We start from the raw sequence: 14870 nt of genomic DNA, 5'->3' as shown, positions 1-14870 counted from the left end.
CCGGCTATGATGCTTGAGACTGACTGATATCGGATGAGCTCTCCAGAGAGGTAAAGGCGCGCGAATGATCGAAGGCACTTGTCTCTGCGGCGCGGTCCGCTGGAGCTTTGACGGACTCCCCCAGTCGGCCACGGCCTGCAATTGCACGGCCTGCCGGCGTTACGGGGTGCTCTGGGCATACGACTACGAGAACGAGCGGATCCGGATATCGGGTCCGACCCGTGCGTATATCCGCGGCAGGCACCTCGGTTTTCATTTTTGTCCGGACTGCGGGTGCGTTGCCTATTGGCGCGGGCTCGTGCCCGATGCGCATGGGCGCCGCAGGATTGCGGTCAATCTGCGCCTCGCCGAGCCCGGGGCGGTGGCCGCCATCATCATCGACCACTTCGATGGGCTTGAAAGCTTTGAGGACTTGCCGCGCGACGGCCGCTGCGTCGCCGATATGTGGTTCTAACTGCGCGCGCCACGCCACAAAGGCGTGCTTCTGCGATGTTCAGTGCAGCGCCGGGCGCGCCACAGCGGACAGCTCCGAGCTCTGCTCCTGCAGTTGCTCGGCCAGCGCCTGGGCAACCTCCAGCTCGATGGCGTACGGCGCCTCGTCGTCGAAGCGCAGGAGCACCATACGCTCCCCGGTCGCGTGCCCCACGGCGCATGTCTTGGGCAGGCGCGTCAGCTCGCCCGCGGCTCCCGCCGGCCGCGCAGCGGCGACCGACTCGAGCACCGGCACGAGATCGGCCGCGACGGCGGATGGAATGCTGATCGCGTGCCGCCGCCCCTCCGCGTCGACGAACGTCAGCTCGAAGCGGCGCCCGTCCGGCGAGACGGCCGTTTCAGTCAGAGTGGTTGCAAGGAACGTTTTCATCGCCGACCCCCCAGGTAAGCGTAGGGTGCATAGTGGGCGCAAGTCCATAGCGCCCACAAGGACTTTGCGCCGCGCGTCAAGAAGAAGTCGCCGCCCTGTGCCCAAAAAGAAATAGCGCGGCCGAAGCCGCGCCATTTTTCAAGCAGCGTGCCGCGCTCACGCGCGGTTCAGCCAGTCGTCGATATCCTTTTTCACCTGGTCCTTGGCGTAGCCGTAGCGCGCCTGGATCTTCCCCTCGAGCTGCTCGCGGTTGCCGTTGATCTGGGCGAGGTCGTCGTCGGTGAGCTGGCCCCACTGCTCCTTAACCTTGCCGGTGAACTGCTTCCAGTTGCCTTCAACGCGGTCCCAGTTCATGCGTCTCCTCCAAATTGCACACGCCGGCACAACGCGCGATGGGAACGCGCGTTCCCTGGGATGACAACCAAAAGGCAAACGAAAAGGCCGCGGGTGAGGCTCCCGCGGCCCTTCGCTTCAAGCGCAGTGGCGTCGATTAGCGGCCGCCGTAGGTGTTGCCGCCGAACACGCCGTGCACGCTGAACGAGCTGTCGGCAGACGCGGGAGCTGCAATACCGGCGAGCGAAGAGATGCCGAGCAGAGCGGCGAGGACGAAGGTCTTCATGGGTAGTCTCCTTTGGGTTTGCGGTTGCGACGTTGCGGACTGGCTGACAAGTGCCAGCGCTTCCGTGCTCTCGTTATGCCGAACCGCGCCCGCGATCTGAAATGCCGAGTGCCTCTGGAATCGATGCCCAGCCGCTATGAAACGCGGAGAGATGCCAGGCAACATCGTGCCCTCCTTCCGCGAATTGGTGGTTGATAGCCGCTGGCTATGGAGACCAAAGACAATGCGCATTTCGATCAAAGGCGAGATATCGCTAATCTCGCCTTTCGAGACTTGCCGCTGCGATCATTTCGGTCACTATGAGAAGGACGCGACCCATGCTGCGCATCGTCATCCTCATCGCCACGCACGCCGCCGCGCTCGGCCTCGGCTTTCTCATCGGTATCTACGCGCTGCCGATCCTCACTGCGCCCAAGGGGCCCGACGCGGCGATGCTCGAGGCGACGGCGACGGGCGCGCTTTACAAGGGCCGCTTCGAGCGCAACCTCAAAGGCAGCGATTTCGTGCACTGGGGCGAGGGCGAGGTGCGCGTGCTGCCCGACAAAATCGCCCACGCGGGGCGCTTGGCGCCGGGGCCCGACTACAAGCTGTACCTCACGCCTGAGTTCGTCGACACCAAGGAAGGGTTCCTGGCCATCAAGGACAAGGCGCGGCGCATCGGCGACGTGAAGACGTTCGACGGCTTCATCGTCGACGTGCCGGCGGGGGTGGATGTCAGTGCATACACCACCGCCATCGTCTGGTGCGAAGCCTTCAGCCAGTTCATCACCGCCGCGAAGTATCGGTGATGGGCTGCCGGCACCGCTGACTAGATGGCCGCTCGCGAGCGCGCACCTTCATGGTCTCAGCGCCCCATTCAGGGCCGCCGCCAACAACGCGTGGTCAAACGGCTTAGGGATGAAGCCGAGGATTTGGGCAGGCGCGGCGCGCGCACGCGTCTCGGCATCATAGTAGGCGCTGACGATCAGCGAGGGGATGTTAAACCGCCGCCGGATCTCAATAGCGGCGTCGACGCCATCGCCGCCACCTGCCAGGCGGATATCCATCAACACCAGATCGGGTCGTTTCTCGTCCGCCAAGGCGACGGCCTGCTGCGCCGTGCCGGCGAACCCCACCACCTGATGGCCCGCCTTGAGCACCGCCGCTTCGATGTCCATGGCGACGAACATCTCGTCCTCGACGACGAGGATGCGGCGGGGCGCGCCGTCGTCCGCGGATGCGCGCCGACCATGGGGAGCGTGCGTTTCGAAGCCTGGCTCTGAGGACATTCACCGCGCCTACGGAAAGCAGCCACAACGTTTGTGCACTGCACCAAGTTCCGTTTTTAAAAAGCCGGGAATGCTTATAGGCAAAATCTATTTTGCCATAGTCAAGGTCGATGATAGAAGGACGACCAAGGATGTGGGGATAAACCTGCACCAGCTCGGGAGGACAGGATGAAGCTCAAAGAAACGGCTCGCCGCCCTGGGATCAACCGCCTGCCGTCGAACTTGACGCCGCGCCAGCGGGCGCTTGTCGCCGCCACCGGCAACGACGCGCGACGCGGTTTCTGGGCCGTGGAATTGCTCGAGCGGCGCGACGCGGTCGCGCGCTGGCGCGGACAGCCGGGCTGCACGATCCACGAGGTGATCCAACGCATCAACGGGCTGCCGGCCTGAGTACTCCTTTTGGGCTTCTGACAACCGGCAGCACTATTGGCCGAGCTCAAGCGTGTGGGATAGCGTTCCTACATGCTGCATCGCGCGTTCTGCTCGGACATCGTTGCGGAGACTGTCGTCGTCGCGTCGGTCTTGCTCGCGGCATCCGGCGCGCAGGCGCAGACCCCGCCGTATTTTCCGACCTCGCACGCCGCCGTCGAGAAGATGCTCGCGATGGCCGAGGTGAAGGAAAGTGACTTCCTCATCGACCTCGGCTCGGGCGACGGGCGCATCCCCATCACCGCCGCGCAGCGTTTCGGCGCTCGCGGCCTCGGCGTCGACATTGATCCCCAGCGCATCGTGGAGGCGAACGACAACGCAAGGCGCGCCGGCGTCGCCGACAAGGTGACGTTCCGCAAGGAGAACCTTTTCGACACCGACATTGGCCGCGCCTCGGTGCTGACGCTCTACCTGTCGCTGAAGATCAACATCGGCCTGCGCCCGCGCATCCTGAAGGAGATGCGCCCCGGCACGCGCGTGCTCTCCAACGACTTCAACATGGGCGACTGGCTGCCCGACAAGTGGGAGCGGGTAGGCGACCGCGTCGTCTATCTGTGGATCGTGCCGACGCAGGTCGCGGGAAGGTGGCGGCTGACGTTCGACGCGGCGGAGGGGGCGCGCGCAGCGGACCTCAAGCTCGCGCAGCAGTTCCAGGAGCTGTCGGGGAGCGCCACCATTGATGGCCAGGCCGTGCCGCTGCGCGACGGCATGGTGACGGGCGAGCAGGTCGAATTCGTGCTCGATGTCGGCCACGGCGAAGCGAAGCGCTTCAAGGGGCGGCTCGTCGACGGCCACCTCGAAGGCGAGGGCTGGCGCGCGATCCGGCAATAGCGAAGCGCCGAGCCATGGGCTAGCGTGCACGCCACGGGGTTTCGCACGCTTCACGGGGGACGCATGGCACTTTCGATCGCCGGCTGGCTGGTGGGCCAGGCGCGCTACCGGATGTCGGTGCTGTCCGACGCCGCCGCCGTGTCGTGGCGCCCGAAGACCTTCGCGCTCGCACGGCTGCAAGGCGAGGCATCGAACCTCGCTGCGGCCGGGCGATTCCTCGTCACCGCCATCGGCATCATCCTCATCATCGAGGCGGCCTTCTCGCTTGTCTTTGACACCGCCTTCTCCGACTTCGTCCACCACCTGTTCCCGATCTTCGTCGCCGCAACCGGTGGCTTCACGATCTATCTGTTCCTCAAGCTGCTGTTGACGCGCGGCATCACGCTTATCCGCACGCTGGAAGCCACGTTCTACGTCGGCGGCGCGGCGCTGCTGGTCATGATCGGCGGCATCTTCCTCATGCTCACCGTCGACTTCGCGCTGAACTACGCCAGCGTCATGGGCAGCGGTTGCGCGCCGCGCACCATCATGTGCCTCGTCAGCGGCAACATCCAGCACGAGTACGGCACGCTGGCCGACGGGCACACGTACGAGAGCCAGGGCGTCAGCTTTCCCTTCATCTTGCTGTGGATCGCGGTGTCGACGTTCTACTTCACGCATGTGGCAGCGACGGCCCTGAAGGCGACGATGGGGGTGGCACGCTGGCGCACATGGCTCGCCGCCATGGCGTCGCTGCTGCTCCTGGCGCCCGCCTATCTCGTCCTCATCAATGGCATCTACCGCCTGCTGTACAGCTGAGCCGAACGGCGCGCCGTGTGTACGGCACCTCTCACATTTTCTCTGCCGTGATCGCCTCGAAGGAGACGGGGAAAAGCGCATTGACCCTAAACTGCCTGACGCTCCGGGTCTGAAGGTCGACCGCCGCAAAATACTGCGGGTAGTCGTAGATCGGATGCAAAGGAGTTCCACCAAAGAGCCAGAAGGTGAACATGGAAAGGGAATAGTACATGCGCTGCAGCGTGCGCGCTGTGAGGCGACCCTTCGGGTGCGAGAAATCGCCGATCAGCAGCTTGCCGCCCGGCTTCACCATCCTCGCCAAGTGAGCGAGCACGATCTTCATGGTGGGCTCAGTGAATATGTTCAGGAAGAAGTTGGCGACGACGACGTCATAGTAAGCTGGGCGCTCGTGCTCGAGCACGTCAGAGCAGATGACCTCGATGGAGTCCTCGGCGCCCGCAGCGCGGAATTTCACCGCGGCGCGCTCGAGCATCGCCGGCGATGCATCAAGGACCGTCAAGGCCACGTGGTGATTTGCAGCCAGGACGGCATCCTCGCCCCCGCCGACGCCGGCGTACAAGATCCGGCCACCGGGTTGCAGCTCGCTAATTTGCGATGCCTTGAGGGCGTGGATCTGGCCCCCGCTATAGAGGTTTGCCGCTGCATCGTAGAGCCAAGCCAGCCGGTCGTAGCTCTCACCTGAGTGCTGCATGCTATCGCTCCGTGACTATGATTGTGGGTTGGAGTGGCCGCGATAGCACGCGAAACGGCACGCCATCGTTCCCCGCGGAACTGCGCTGGCATTTGGCCCTTCACGGATCTGGAGTGCTTTTCACCCGACGGCCCGCTGGCGCATGTGGCTCGCGGCGATGGCATACAGAATATCGTGCGTGGTGTCGGAAGAACGACATACGTGCGCGCAGCTCCCGGCGGGGGAGTCACCGGGAGCCCGCGGTGAGCATCACGTCGAGGTGGTTACTTCGTCTCGCCGTGGTGCTCCGGCGTACGGTCGGACGTCTCACCCTCAGCGGTCTTATCGACCTGGGTGTCCGGGGTAGGCGTTGCCTTCTCCGGTGTGCGGTCCGACGTTTCGGTGTCGGGCGTCTGTCCTGATGGCGCGCCCTTGGCCTCCTCGGCCGCGCCCTGCATGCCCTCGTCCGGCGTACGGTCGGACGTCTCGCCCGCAGCGGACTTGTCGACCTGAGTGGCCGGGGTCTGCGTTGCCTTCTCAGGCGTACGGTCCGACGTTTCGGTACCAGGCTTCTGGCCCGCCGGCGTGCCGGCGGCTTGCTCGGCGCTCAGCACCTTGTCCGCCATATCGCCGGCCACGACCTGCGGCGCCAACAGCGATAGCGCGGCGGCCATGGCAGCGGCGGCGATGGTTCTGGTCATTTCGACCTCCTTGCCCCCGCGTCGGGATAAAAACGCCGCGCGCACAAGGCGGTTTCATCACGATTGCGTATAATGCTCAGGGTTAAGGCATGCCGCTCAACAGGGAAGCGCAAGACGCCGCAATTCCGCAGCGTGCTCGGCGCGCGCCAGGTCGGCGACGAACGCCTCGACCTCGGCGACATTCATGCTGCGGACGTCGTAGTATCTCTCACCGCGCGCAACGACGACGATGTCCGATGCCGCCGCCTGCACGGCGCCGCCCTCGATGATGAAGTCAGCCTCCAGCTTGCTGATCTCGATCGCCTTGTGAAAGCGCATCGCCGCCTCAGCCTCGCTCGATTTCGTCCGCGTTGCGGCTTAGCGGGTAGTCCTCGCTGTCGTAGAGGGCGCGGATGTCGGCAATCTCGAAGCGGTCGTCGCCCACCTCCATGACAGTGCCGCGCTGCATCATCTGCGGCAGCTCCTCGATGGTGAAGCGGATGGCTTCGGCGCCGCTGGCAAAGCGGCGATAGGAGACCGGCCGCTTGCGGGCACCAGTGCCCGCACTCGAATAGATCTCAGCGGGCGCGTCATAGGCGAATTTTTCCATCGATCCTCATAGCATAGATGCGCGCCTGGCGCACCTTGTGGCCGGTGCGCGCCGCTGACAGCCGTCAGGCGGCGCTGCGCGGCCGGTACGTGACGGGGCGCGTGCGCCCTGGCTGGCTGGCGCGCCGCACGTGGAACTCACAGTATGGATGCCCATCCTGCTTGCGCTGGCCGCAGAAGTGGAAGCCGGGGAGCTGCGGGTCGCCGATCGGCCAGCGGCAGTCGTTCGGCAGCAGCGTCGTCATCGTCTTGCGCTGCGCGAGCGGAATGTCGAGCTCGTCCTGCGGCACCGGCCACGGCGGGCTTTTGATGGGGTCCATGACGTATCCTTCACATGCGAGTGGCGGAAGCGCGGCCACCTAGCGCTTCTTGCCGGCCTTGTACGAGGGGATGGCGAAGGTCGAGGTGACGGTCGAGGCGACCGCCGCAACGCTCTTCTGCTTCTTCGGCTTCCTGATCTCGCGATTGGACTTCTGCTGACCTTTGGGCACGTGGGCCTCCGTCGCTGTGTTCATCTTCAATGCACCAGCGCATCAGACCGGCGAAGACGTGCGCAACAGCTCGCTCTCGCGCGCGACACGCTCGTACGCCTCGGCGATGGTCTTGATGCGGTAGAGCTGCTCGCCGCCTTCGTTGGGCAGCACGCGCAACACCTTGTAGGAACGCGCCGAAGCCGGCACGGCTCTATTCGAGGGAACGAAATCGACCATCTGGCCGACCTTGAACTTGCTGGGCACTAGGCGTCTCCGCGTGGTGGCAAAGCCGCCTGAAGCACAGCGGATTCGACTTGGGGGCCGTCAGAGAGAGGCAAAACGGCGATGGCAGCCGGCTCGCCGCGTTGGTCCGCCGACACGCCGAGGGAATAGCTAGTCAGCGCAATGCGTCAAAAATATATAGCACGTATGGTGCGTATATGCGCTCGCAATCGCCTGGTTTGCGCCGGCGCGCGGATATAGCGCGCATATAGGGTAAACCGTGCGTTTGCGACACGTCACAGCGTCTTGGCTCAAAGTGCCGCCGCGGCGGCGAGCAACAGACCGCCGATGATGGCGATGTTCGAGGCCCAAACGTTCTGCAGCGCTTCGCGCTCCTCGCCCGGCGGCATGTCCCAGAAGTTCGCCATCACCACCGAGGCGGCGATGGTGAATAGGATGAGGCCGAGTGCTGCGGGGACGATGAGCACGCCGAGCATCAGGCCGGCGCCGCACACCAGCTGGAAGACGCTGGCCACATAGAGCGCCTGGCGCGGCATGGGTACGCCGCGCGCCTCGAACAGCGGGATGATCTTTTCCGCCGCGGGGCCGAAGTGGCTGAGGCCCCCGTAGACGAACAGCGCGCCGATGAGCAGTTGGCCGAGCGCGATAAGCGCGTTGGTGAGGGTGAATTCCATGCGTCAGGGTCCGCTTGTTGCGTCGTCAGGCGAGAAAGGCGAAGGCGAGGCTCGAGGCCATGACGGCCCAGAAGCCGTAGTCGAGCGCGCCGGGGAACTTGTCGATAAACGCGGGAACCTCGCGGTAGCGCGGCACCATACGGATAAGCCACAGCCCGCCATAGAGGATGAAGGCGACGGCGAACACCGTGGCGGCAGCGGCGGTCGTCTCCGACTGCGGGCCGGAGAGCAGCGCCAAGACGAGACCGATGCCGGCGAAGACGTAGAGAAAGTAGGCGCCAAGCAGGCGCAGCGATTTCCAGAAGCCGGCCGGGTCGCGGCGGTACTGATTAACGCAGGCGGGGATCGAGGCGGCAAGCGCCCCCAGCACCAGAACGAGACCGAGCCACTCCATGCCTCTCTCCGCCGTGCTGACGTTCGCGTATATTGCTAGGGTGCAATCATCCCTATTTGCTCCCCCTGACCGGCGTCAGCGGTAGATGTAGGTGACCGTGAAGGTACGGTCGACGAGCGTGGAGTTCCTGGGCGGGAACGGATAGGCGGTTTGGCGCGCCGCGAACACCACGTTGAAGTCGAGGTCGGGATCGCCGCCGCTCTGCAACAGCTTCACGTCGGCGCGGCTGCCATTTTCATTGAGCACGATACGCACGGTGACGCGGCCGCGCGCCCGCTCGCGCGGCATCGTCCTCTGCAGTGCGCGGATGACGTTGCGCGCGAACTCGTCGTTCTCACCCGAGCGGGTGATGCCGGGTGGGCGCTGCACAGCGGACGAGCCGCCGGGCTCGGCGGCGCTGGAGCCGCCGTCGAACGGCACCGACAGATCGAGGGCCGAGGTCTGCGTGCGTTTCTTCGGCGGCTGCTTCGCCTGCTGTTGTTTGGCCGGCGGCTTTTTTGCCTCCGCCGGCTTGGGCTCTGCCGCCTCGGGCGTCGGGTCCGGCTTGGCCTCCTCGAGGGCGGGGATCGCCTCGGCGGTGAGCTTTGGCGCCTCCTTCTCGGCGGGCGCAGCTTCCGGCGGCGCGGGTGCCGGCTCGGCGACCTCGGGCTGCGGCTCGGGTTGCGCTTCCGGCTCGGGCGGCGGCTGCGCCGGCTGCTCGGCGGGAAGCGCGGCGGTGGGCTGCTGGGCGCCGGGCGGAGTGGTGGCCGGCGTCGGCTGCTCCATGCTGTCCTTCAGCGTCGCCCCGTCGACGATCTCCACGGCGATGGCATCGGCCGCCCCATCCGGCGAGCCGAGCGTGCGCTGGCGGGCAGTGCCCATACCGACGATGGCGACGGCGTGCACGAGGACAGCCGCGGCGAGCCCGAACCAGAACACGCGGTCGCGCTGCTGGCGCAGCCCTGCCAGGTGCTCGCTCGTCGCCGACGCGCTATCCGCCGCCAGCAGGATCTCGTCAGCGTGCATATCGCCCGCTCGCCCTGAGTTGCTCCCTCGTGCGGCCACGTGCGATGGTGTGGCCGCCACGGCGGCAGTTGTCCATGCGATCTAGGCATTTTCAACAACGTGCACGTCGCACACGGCGCCTAAAATGCGGGCGCAGGCCGATAAAATGCGAAAGGGCCCCCTTTGGGGGCCCTTCGTGAGCTCGGCGGCGATCGGCGGTGGCAACCTTCGGGGCCGAGAAGCTTACTGGTTGACGGCGTTCAGGGGCTGAGGCCGGCAACGGCAGGAATGTAGGTCGGATCGAGCAGCTCGGCAAGGTCCCACATCACCTTGCGCGCGGCAGCATCCATTGCCGGGTCCTTGATTACGAACTCGACGCGGCGCCCGTAGGCGGGGTCGATGCCCTTGCTGTAGGGAAGCACGGGCTGCGTGGCTCCGCGGCCGATGGCGGCGAGGCGGTTGGGCGCGATGCCGGCGGCGATGAGGTAGCCGGTGACCGCCTGGGCGCGCGCCTGCGCCATGCTGCGGTTGGTAAAGGCCGGACCCGTCCCGTCCGAGTAGCCGTGGATCTCGATGCGCATGCCGGGGCAAGCCTTGGCCAGGCCGGCGAGGCGGTCGAGCTCGTTGCGCATCGTCGCGTCGAAGTCGAGGCCATGCGCAAAGTGCAGCGGACCGAAGGGCGCGCCGGCGGCGCGGCACGGCTCGGTGGAGATGCCATGGCGCAGCTCGTTCTGCGGCAGCGGGCGCGCCTGCGGCTGGGTCGGCATCACCGGAATGCCAAGGGCTCCAGTCTCAAGCGACGAGGCGTTGTTGTCGTAGGCCGAGGCGCTGGCGTTCGCTCCCGTCTTGCTGCCATCGGCGATGGTGCTGGCGGTCGCCTGACGGCTCTGTGCGCGTGCGCTCTCGACGGCGGCGATCGACCGGTTGATCTCGGCGTTGCGCGCGATGTGGAACTCGCGGTTGCGCTCCTCGGTGCAGCGCGGGCTCGTATCGGCTCCCGACTTGCAGTGCGTCAGGCTGGCCTGCAGCTCGCGGTTGCGCTCCGCTTCGCAACGCGGGCTCGCCTCGTTCTGCGCGCAATGGGACGTGGTGTAGGCGATGGTCTGTGCGCGATTGCGGGCGACGGCCGAGATCGAGCGCTCGATCTCGGCGTTGCGGGCGGTGGCGAAAGCGCGCTCGCGCTCGGCCTTGATGCGCGCCGCCGACGCGGTGGCGATCGCGTTCTGCTGCGCCGCGAACTCGCGGGCACGCTGTGCCAGGCAGCGTGGGCGCTGATCGTCGGCCGACTTGCACGGCGACAGGCTGGCGGCCAGACGGCGGTTGCGCTCGATTTCGACTCTGATCACCGACGCTGTCGCGAGTGCGTTCTGGCGCGCAGCGAAGCGACGCTGCTTCTCGGCCTCGACAGCAGCCAGCGAAGCCTCGATCAACGCGTTCTGTGCGATCTCGAGCCGGCGCTGACGCTCGGCCGCGACAGCAGCGAGTGAGCGCTCGATCTCGGCGTTGCGCGCCGCTTCGTAGGCGCGAACCTGCGCCACGCGTGCGATCGAGGCCTCGGCAAGCTCGTTCTGACGGTCGGCAAATCGCTGCGCGCGCTCGGCCAGGCAGCGCGGCGTGCGCGAGTAGCGGGATTTGCAGTGCGTCAGGCTGAGCGCCAGCTCGCGCGCGCGCCGCGCTTCCACACGCGCGATCGAGGCGTCGATCTCGGCGTTGCGCTGGCGGGCGAACTCGACCTGCTCGATGAGGCAACTGACGCTATCGGCGGCGAAGTAGCAGACGCTGTAGTCGGCGGCGGCGGCGGGAAGGGCGACGGACGATAGTAATAAGGGGAGAAGGGGAGGCATACGCATGACGGGGTCCTCGGCTAAGGGGGCGCGGAGCGCTAAGACGCGCTTGAAAGACCCGTACAAATTGCAGCTATTTTGCTTAAAATTCAGTGCGGTGAGCCACTAAGTTCAGGCCAACACGCAACCCAAAACGAGACGCTCGCGCGCTTTTTTTTCCGCGCACGGAAATTATGACGACAACCCGAGCGAAGAAGTGGAGAGAAGGTCAGCGCTGGCGGTAGAGGACGCGATAGCGCGCCGGGTGCGCGTTGGCGACCGGCTGCCCAGGGACTTCGAAGATGCTGATGATGCGGCTCGCATCGAGCCCGCGCGCTTCGAGCGCCGCGTTGAGCGCGTCGAGCCGCGCCTCGGTGATGAACTCGCCGACCAGGCCGGCAGTGTTGGATAGAGTCTTCAAAGCTATCGTCGCCATCGCATCGTTCCGACTTGCATTGCCTTCATGAGGAGAAGTGTGGCGGGCGCGCCAGGAGCCAACGCGCCCGCGGTCGGCCTCCTATTCCGCCGCCTCGGCGGAAAGATCGCCGGCGCCAACACCCATGCGCCGTGCGACGCCGAGCCCATAAGCCGGATCAGCCTTGTAGAAATGGCCCACTTGGCGCCTGACGATCTCCAGCGGCACGCCCTGCATGGCTGCGGCGATGTTGTCCATCAGCCGCCACTGCGCGTCAGCGGGCATCAGGCGAAACAGATCGCCCGCCTGCTTGTAGTCGTCATTGCCGATGCGATGGCTGTAGCGATCGGCGTCGCCCCAGATCTTCAGCGGCGGCTCGGCGAACCGCTTGTCCTCGCTAGCGCCGCCGAACGAGTTCGGCTCGTAATAGGCGTCGACGTTGCCCGTCTTGCCCTCGAAGAACCGCATCGGGCCGTCCTTGTGGTAGTGGTGCACGGGACAGCGGGCGGCGTTGACCGGCAGGTGCTCGTAGTGCGTGCCGAGCCGGTAGCGGTGCGCGTCAGCGTAGGAGAAGACGCGCGCCTGCAGCATCTTGTCCGGCGAGAAGCCGATGCCGGGCACGGTATTCGACGGCGAGAACGCCGCCTGCTCGATCTCGGCGAAGTAGTTCTCCGGATTCCGGTTCAGCTCCAGCACGCCGATGTCGATGGGCGGGTAGTCGGCGTGCGGCCACACCTTGGTGAGGTCGAACGGGTTGTACCAGTGCTTGCCGACATCCTCCTCCGGCATGATCTGCACCTGCATCTTCCACTTCGGGAAGTCGCCTTTGGCGATGGCGCCGAACAGGTCTTCTTGGGTCGACTCGCGGGTGCGTCCGACGACCTCGGCGGCCTCGGCGTTGGTCCAGTGCTTGTGGCCCTGCATGGTCTTGAAGTGGAATTTGACCCACACCCGCTCGCCCTTGGCGTTGATCAGCGAATAAGTGTGCGAGCCGTAGCCGTTGATGTGGCGCACGTCGGTCGGCAGGCCGCGGTCCGACATCAGGATGGTCACCTGGTGCAGGCTTTCGGGGCTCAGCGACCAGAAGTCCCACATTGCCGTCGGCGAGCGCAGGTTGGTCTTGGGGTGACGCTTCTGCGTGTGGATGAAGTCGGGGAATTTGTAGGGGTCGCGGATGAAGAACACCGGCGTGTTGTTGCCAACGAGGTCCCAGTTGCCCTCCTTCGTGTAGAACTTGATGGCGAAGCCGCGCACGTCGCGCTCGGCATCGGCGGCGCCCAGCTCGCCGGCGACGGTGGAGAAGCGCAGGACGAGGTCCGTCTTGGCGCCCGGCTGCAGGGCGCTGGCCTTGGTATACTTGGAGATATCGCCGGTGATAGTCAGCGCGCCGTAGGCGCCCCAGCCCTTGGCGTGCACCGTGCGCTCCGGGATGCGCTCGCGGTTCTGGTGCGCCAGCTTCTCGATCAGCTGGTAGTCCTGGATGAGAAGCGGCCCCAGCGGGCCGGCGGTCATGGCGTTCTGGTTGTCGGCAATGGGGGCGCCAGCGGTCGTTGTCAGGGTCTTCTTGGACGATTGATCGGACATAAGGAGGTCGCTCCGGAGTGGCTCTTGGTGCGACGCACAAAGGACCCGGCACGTCCGTCAATGTAAAATTAGCTTTCCTGCTGCAACCCATAAGCTGAGCTGATCTGACAGCCGATTTTGCTCGCTTTTACGGTTCCTTACGCACGTTGTGGCTGACTTCGGTCAGCCTCGACGACCGCGCCGGCTTCAGGGAGCCGCACCCATGACGATCGCCCCGCCGCTCAAGCGCCCGCGCCGCAAAACGTCTGCCAAGAGCATGGCCAAGGCGGTGCACGAGCCGCTGCGCCGGTCGGCACTGGCATCCTTCAAAGCGGAGTGGCCGGAACCCCCGCAGCCGACGCGTCCGCGCCGTGGCGGCAGCGACCCGGGCCCGCGCGACGCGCTTCTCGACGCGCAGAACCCCGACCTGTTCACGCCGCCCAAGACCGACGCCGGCATCCTGCCGAATTTGCGCTTCTCGTTCGCCGACGCGCACATGCGGCTGGAGCGCGGCGGCTGGACGCGCGAGATCACGGTGCGCGAGCTGCCGGTATCGACCAACATGGCCGGCGTCGACATGCGGCTCAACGCCGGTGCCATCCGCGAGATGCATTGGCACAAGGAGGCCGAGTGGGCGTACATGCTCTACGGCCGCGCGCGCATCACCGTCATCGATGCGGAAGGGCGCAGCTTCATGGACGATTTGGGCGTCGGCGACCTGTGGTACTTCCCGCCCGGGCTGCCGCACTCGATCCAGGGCCTCGGCCCCGACGGCTGCGAGTTCCTCCTCGTCTTCGACGACGGCGCCTTCAGCGAGGACAACACCTTCCTCTTGAGCGACTGGGTGAAGCACACCCCGCCGGAAGTGCTGGCCAAGAACTTCGGCGCGCCGGCCAAGAGCTTTGCGAAGACGCCCGATCCCTCCCAGCTCTATATCTTCGCGGGCAAGGTGCCGCCGCCCCTGAAGCGCGATCGCGTCAAGGGCGCCAAGCCGACGCCGCTCGCTTACACCCATCGCATGCTGGCGCAGAAGCCGATCCGCACGAAAAGTGGCGCCGTGCGCATCACCGATTCGAGCAACTTCCCCGTCGCCACGGCCATCGCCGCGGCCCTGGTCGAGGTCGAGCCCGGCGGCATGCGCGAATTGCACTGGCATCCGAACGCCGACGAGTGGCAGTACTACATCGAGGGGCAGGCGCGCATGGGCGTGTTCGGCTCCACGGGCAACGCCCGCACCTTCGACTACCGCGCCGGCGATGTCGGCTACGTGCCGTTCGCCATGGGGCACTACGTGGAGAACACCGGAGAAGGCCCGCTGCGCTTCCTCGAGATGTTCAGGAGCCCGCGCTACGCCGACGTCTCGCTCAACCAGTGGCTGGCGTTGACCCCGCCCCAGCTGGTCGAGGCCAGCCTTGATATCGATGCGGCGACGGTGCTGGCGCTGCGCCAGAAGAAGTCGCCCGTCGTGCCGGCCTGAGGGCGCCGTGCGGGTCCGGCTGGCCGGTATTGCGGCCAATTTTCAAGGGCCTGGGCCC

At 65.9% G+C, this 14870-nt stretch carries 23 protein-coding genes; 6 read left to right on the top strand and 17 right to left on the bottom strand.

The window, feature by feature from the left end:
* Window positions 1–64 precede the first annotated feature (64 nt).
* Window positions 65–454 carry a GFA family protein gene (locus tag F9K20_RS07170; protein WP_290999205.1) on the top strand — a complete coding sequence of 130 codons (390 nt, stop codon included), beginning with the start codon at window positions 65–67 and terminating at the stop codon, window positions 452–454.
* Window positions 455–493: 39 nt separating this feature from the next.
* Here F9K20_RS07170 and F9K20_RS07165 read toward each other — a convergent pair whose 3' ends face one another.
* From F9K20_RS07165 to F9K20_RS07155, 3 genes are all read right to left on the bottom strand, one after another.
* Complete coding sequence (locus F9K20_RS07165) at window positions 494–862, bottom strand: hypothetical protein (protein WP_290999202.1); 369 nt, start codon at window positions 860–862, stop codon at window positions 494–496.
* A 156-nt stretch (window positions 863–1018) separates the two neighbouring features.
* The gene (locus F9K20_RS07160) at window positions 1019–1216 is read right to left on the bottom strand and encodes a CsbD family protein (RefSeq protein ID WP_290999199.1); all 198 of its coding nucleotides are present in this window, start codon (window positions 1214–1216) and stop codon (window positions 1019–1021) included.
* 136 nt (window positions 1217–1352) lie between these two features.
* Entirely contained in the window at window positions 1353–1481 is a 129-nt protein-coding gene (locus F9K20_RS07155; protein WP_290999196.1) for a hypothetical protein, read from the bottom strand.
* A gap of 317 nt (window positions 1482–1798) precedes the next feature.
* Here F9K20_RS07155 and F9K20_RS07150 point away from each other — a divergent pair, with 317 nt between their 5' ends.
* Window positions 1799–2269: a DM13 domain-containing protein gene (locus tag F9K20_RS07150; protein WP_290999193.1), complete on the top strand. Its 471-nt coding sequence runs from the start codon at window positions 1799–1801 to the stop codon at window positions 2267–2269.
* Between the two features lie 48 nt (window positions 2270–2317).
* Here F9K20_RS07150 and F9K20_RS07145 read toward each other — a convergent pair whose 3' ends face one another.
* Window positions 2318–2749 carry a response regulator gene (locus F9K20_RS07145; protein ID WP_290999190.1) on the bottom strand — a complete coding sequence of 144 codons (432 nt, stop codon included), beginning with the start codon at window positions 2747–2749 and terminating at the stop codon, window positions 2318–2320.
* Window positions 2750–2917: 168 nt separating this feature from the next.
* Between F9K20_RS07145 and F9K20_RS07140 the strand changes: the two genes are divergently transcribed.
* The 3 genes from F9K20_RS07140 to F9K20_RS07130 all read left to right on the top strand — a co-directional run bounded on the left by F9K20_RS07140 (window position 2918) and on the right by F9K20_RS07130 (window position 4807).
* The gene (locus F9K20_RS07140) at window positions 2918–3139 is read left to right on the top strand and encodes a hypothetical protein (protein WP_290999187.1); all 222 of its coding nucleotides are present in this window, start codon (window positions 2918–2920) and stop codon (window positions 3137–3139) included.
* Window positions 3140–3211: 72 nt separating this feature from the next.
* A complete protein-coding gene (locus tag F9K20_RS07135; protein ID WP_290999184.1) occupies window positions 3212–4009 on the top strand; it encodes a methyltransferase domain-containing protein in 798 nt (265 codons plus the stop codon).
* A 63-nt stretch (window positions 4010–4072) separates the two neighbouring features.
* On the top strand, window positions 4073–4807 hold the full coding sequence (locus F9K20_RS07130; protein ID WP_290999182.1) for a hypothetical protein: 735 nt from the start codon (window positions 4073–4075) through the stop codon (window positions 4805–4807).
* A 31-nt stretch (window positions 4808–4838) separates the two neighbouring features.
* Here F9K20_RS07130 and F9K20_RS07125 read toward each other — a convergent pair whose 3' ends face one another.
* From F9K20_RS07125 to F9K20_RS07065, 13 genes are all read right to left on the bottom strand, one after another.
* A complete protein-coding gene (locus tag F9K20_RS07125) occupies window positions 4839–5498 on the bottom strand; it encodes a methyltransferase domain-containing protein (protein ID WP_290999180.1) in 660 nt (219 codons plus the stop codon).
* A gap of 263 nt (window positions 5499–5761) precedes the next feature.
* On the bottom strand, window positions 5762–6178 hold the full coding sequence (locus tag F9K20_RS07120; RefSeq protein ID WP_290999178.1) for a hypothetical protein: 417 nt from the start codon (window positions 6176–6178) through the stop codon (window positions 5762–5764).
* Window positions 6179–6274: 96 nt separating this feature from the next.
* Window positions 6275–6496, bottom strand: a complete 222-nt coding sequence (locus tag F9K20_RS07115; RefSeq protein ID WP_290999176.1) for a hypothetical protein — start codon at window positions 6494–6496, stop codon at window positions 6275–6277.
* Window positions 6497–6503: 7 nt separating this feature from the next.
* On the bottom strand, window positions 6504–6767 hold the full coding sequence (locus F9K20_RS07110; RefSeq protein ID WP_290999173.1) for a hypothetical protein: 264 nt from the start codon (window positions 6765–6767) through the stop codon (window positions 6504–6506).
* A 64-nt stretch (window positions 6768–6831) separates the two neighbouring features.
* Window positions 6832–7086 (bottom strand): GcrA family cell cycle regulator, encoded by a 255-nt coding sequence (locus F9K20_RS07105; RefSeq protein ID WP_290999170.1) that lies wholly within the window; start codon window positions 7084–7086, stop codon window positions 6832–6834.
* Between the two features lie 39 nt (window positions 7087–7125).
* The gene (locus tag F9K20_RS07100) at window positions 7126–7281 is read right to left on the bottom strand and encodes a hypothetical protein (protein WP_290999489.1); all 156 of its coding nucleotides are present in this window, start codon (window positions 7279–7281) and stop codon (window positions 7126–7128) included.
* 18 nt (window positions 7282–7299) lie between these two features.
* Window positions 7300–7503, bottom strand: a complete 204-nt coding sequence (locus F9K20_RS07095; protein WP_290999167.1) for a hypothetical protein — start codon at window positions 7501–7503, stop codon at window positions 7300–7302.
* Between the two features lie 269 nt (window positions 7504–7772).
* A complete protein-coding gene (locus tag F9K20_RS07090; RefSeq protein WP_290999164.1) occupies window positions 7773–8156 on the bottom strand; it encodes a DoxX family protein in 384 nt (127 codons plus the stop codon).
* Window positions 8157–8181: 25 nt separating this feature from the next.
* Window positions 8182–8550: a hypothetical protein gene (locus F9K20_RS07085; RefSeq protein WP_290999161.1), complete on the bottom strand. Its 369-nt coding sequence runs from the start codon at window positions 8548–8550 to the stop codon at window positions 8182–8184.
* Between the two features lie 75 nt (window positions 8551–8625).
* Window positions 8626–9555, bottom strand: coding sequence for a TonB family protein (locus F9K20_RS07080; protein WP_290999158.1), 930 nt, complete (start codon window positions 9553–9555; stop codon window positions 8626–8628).
* 239 nt (window positions 9556–9794) lie between these two features.
* Complete coding sequence (locus F9K20_RS07075) at window positions 9795–11384, bottom strand: OmpA family protein (RefSeq protein ID WP_290999155.1); 1590 nt, start codon at window positions 11382–11384, stop codon at window positions 9795–9797.
* Window positions 11385–11586: 202 nt separating this feature from the next.
* A complete protein-coding gene (locus tag F9K20_RS07070; RefSeq protein ID WP_290999152.1) occupies window positions 11587–11793 on the bottom strand; it encodes a hypothetical protein in 207 nt (68 codons plus the stop codon).
* Window positions 11794–11874: 81 nt separating this feature from the next.
* The gene (locus F9K20_RS07065) at window positions 11875–13356 is read right to left on the bottom strand and encodes a catalase (protein ID WP_290999150.1); all 1482 of its coding nucleotides are present in this window, start codon (window positions 13354–13356) and stop codon (window positions 11875–11877) included.
* A 202-nt stretch (window positions 13357–13558) separates the two neighbouring features.
* On the opposite strand from F9K20_RS07065, the gene F9K20_RS07060 reads away from it, so the two are divergent.
* A complete protein-coding gene (locus F9K20_RS07060; RefSeq protein ID WP_290999147.1) occupies window positions 13559–14812 on the top strand; it encodes an oxalate decarboxylase family bicupin in 1254 nt (417 codons plus the stop codon).
* Window positions 14813–14870 lie beyond the last annotated feature (58 nt).

The organism is Hyphomicrobium sp. (assembly GCF_009026145.1).
Lineage (GTDB): Bacteria > Pseudomonadota > Alphaproteobacteria > Rhizobiales > Hyphomicrobiaceae > Hyphomicrobium_A.
The sequence above is the reverse complement of the archived record's forward strand: the minus strand, read 5'-3'. Positions and strand labels throughout refer to the sequence as shown.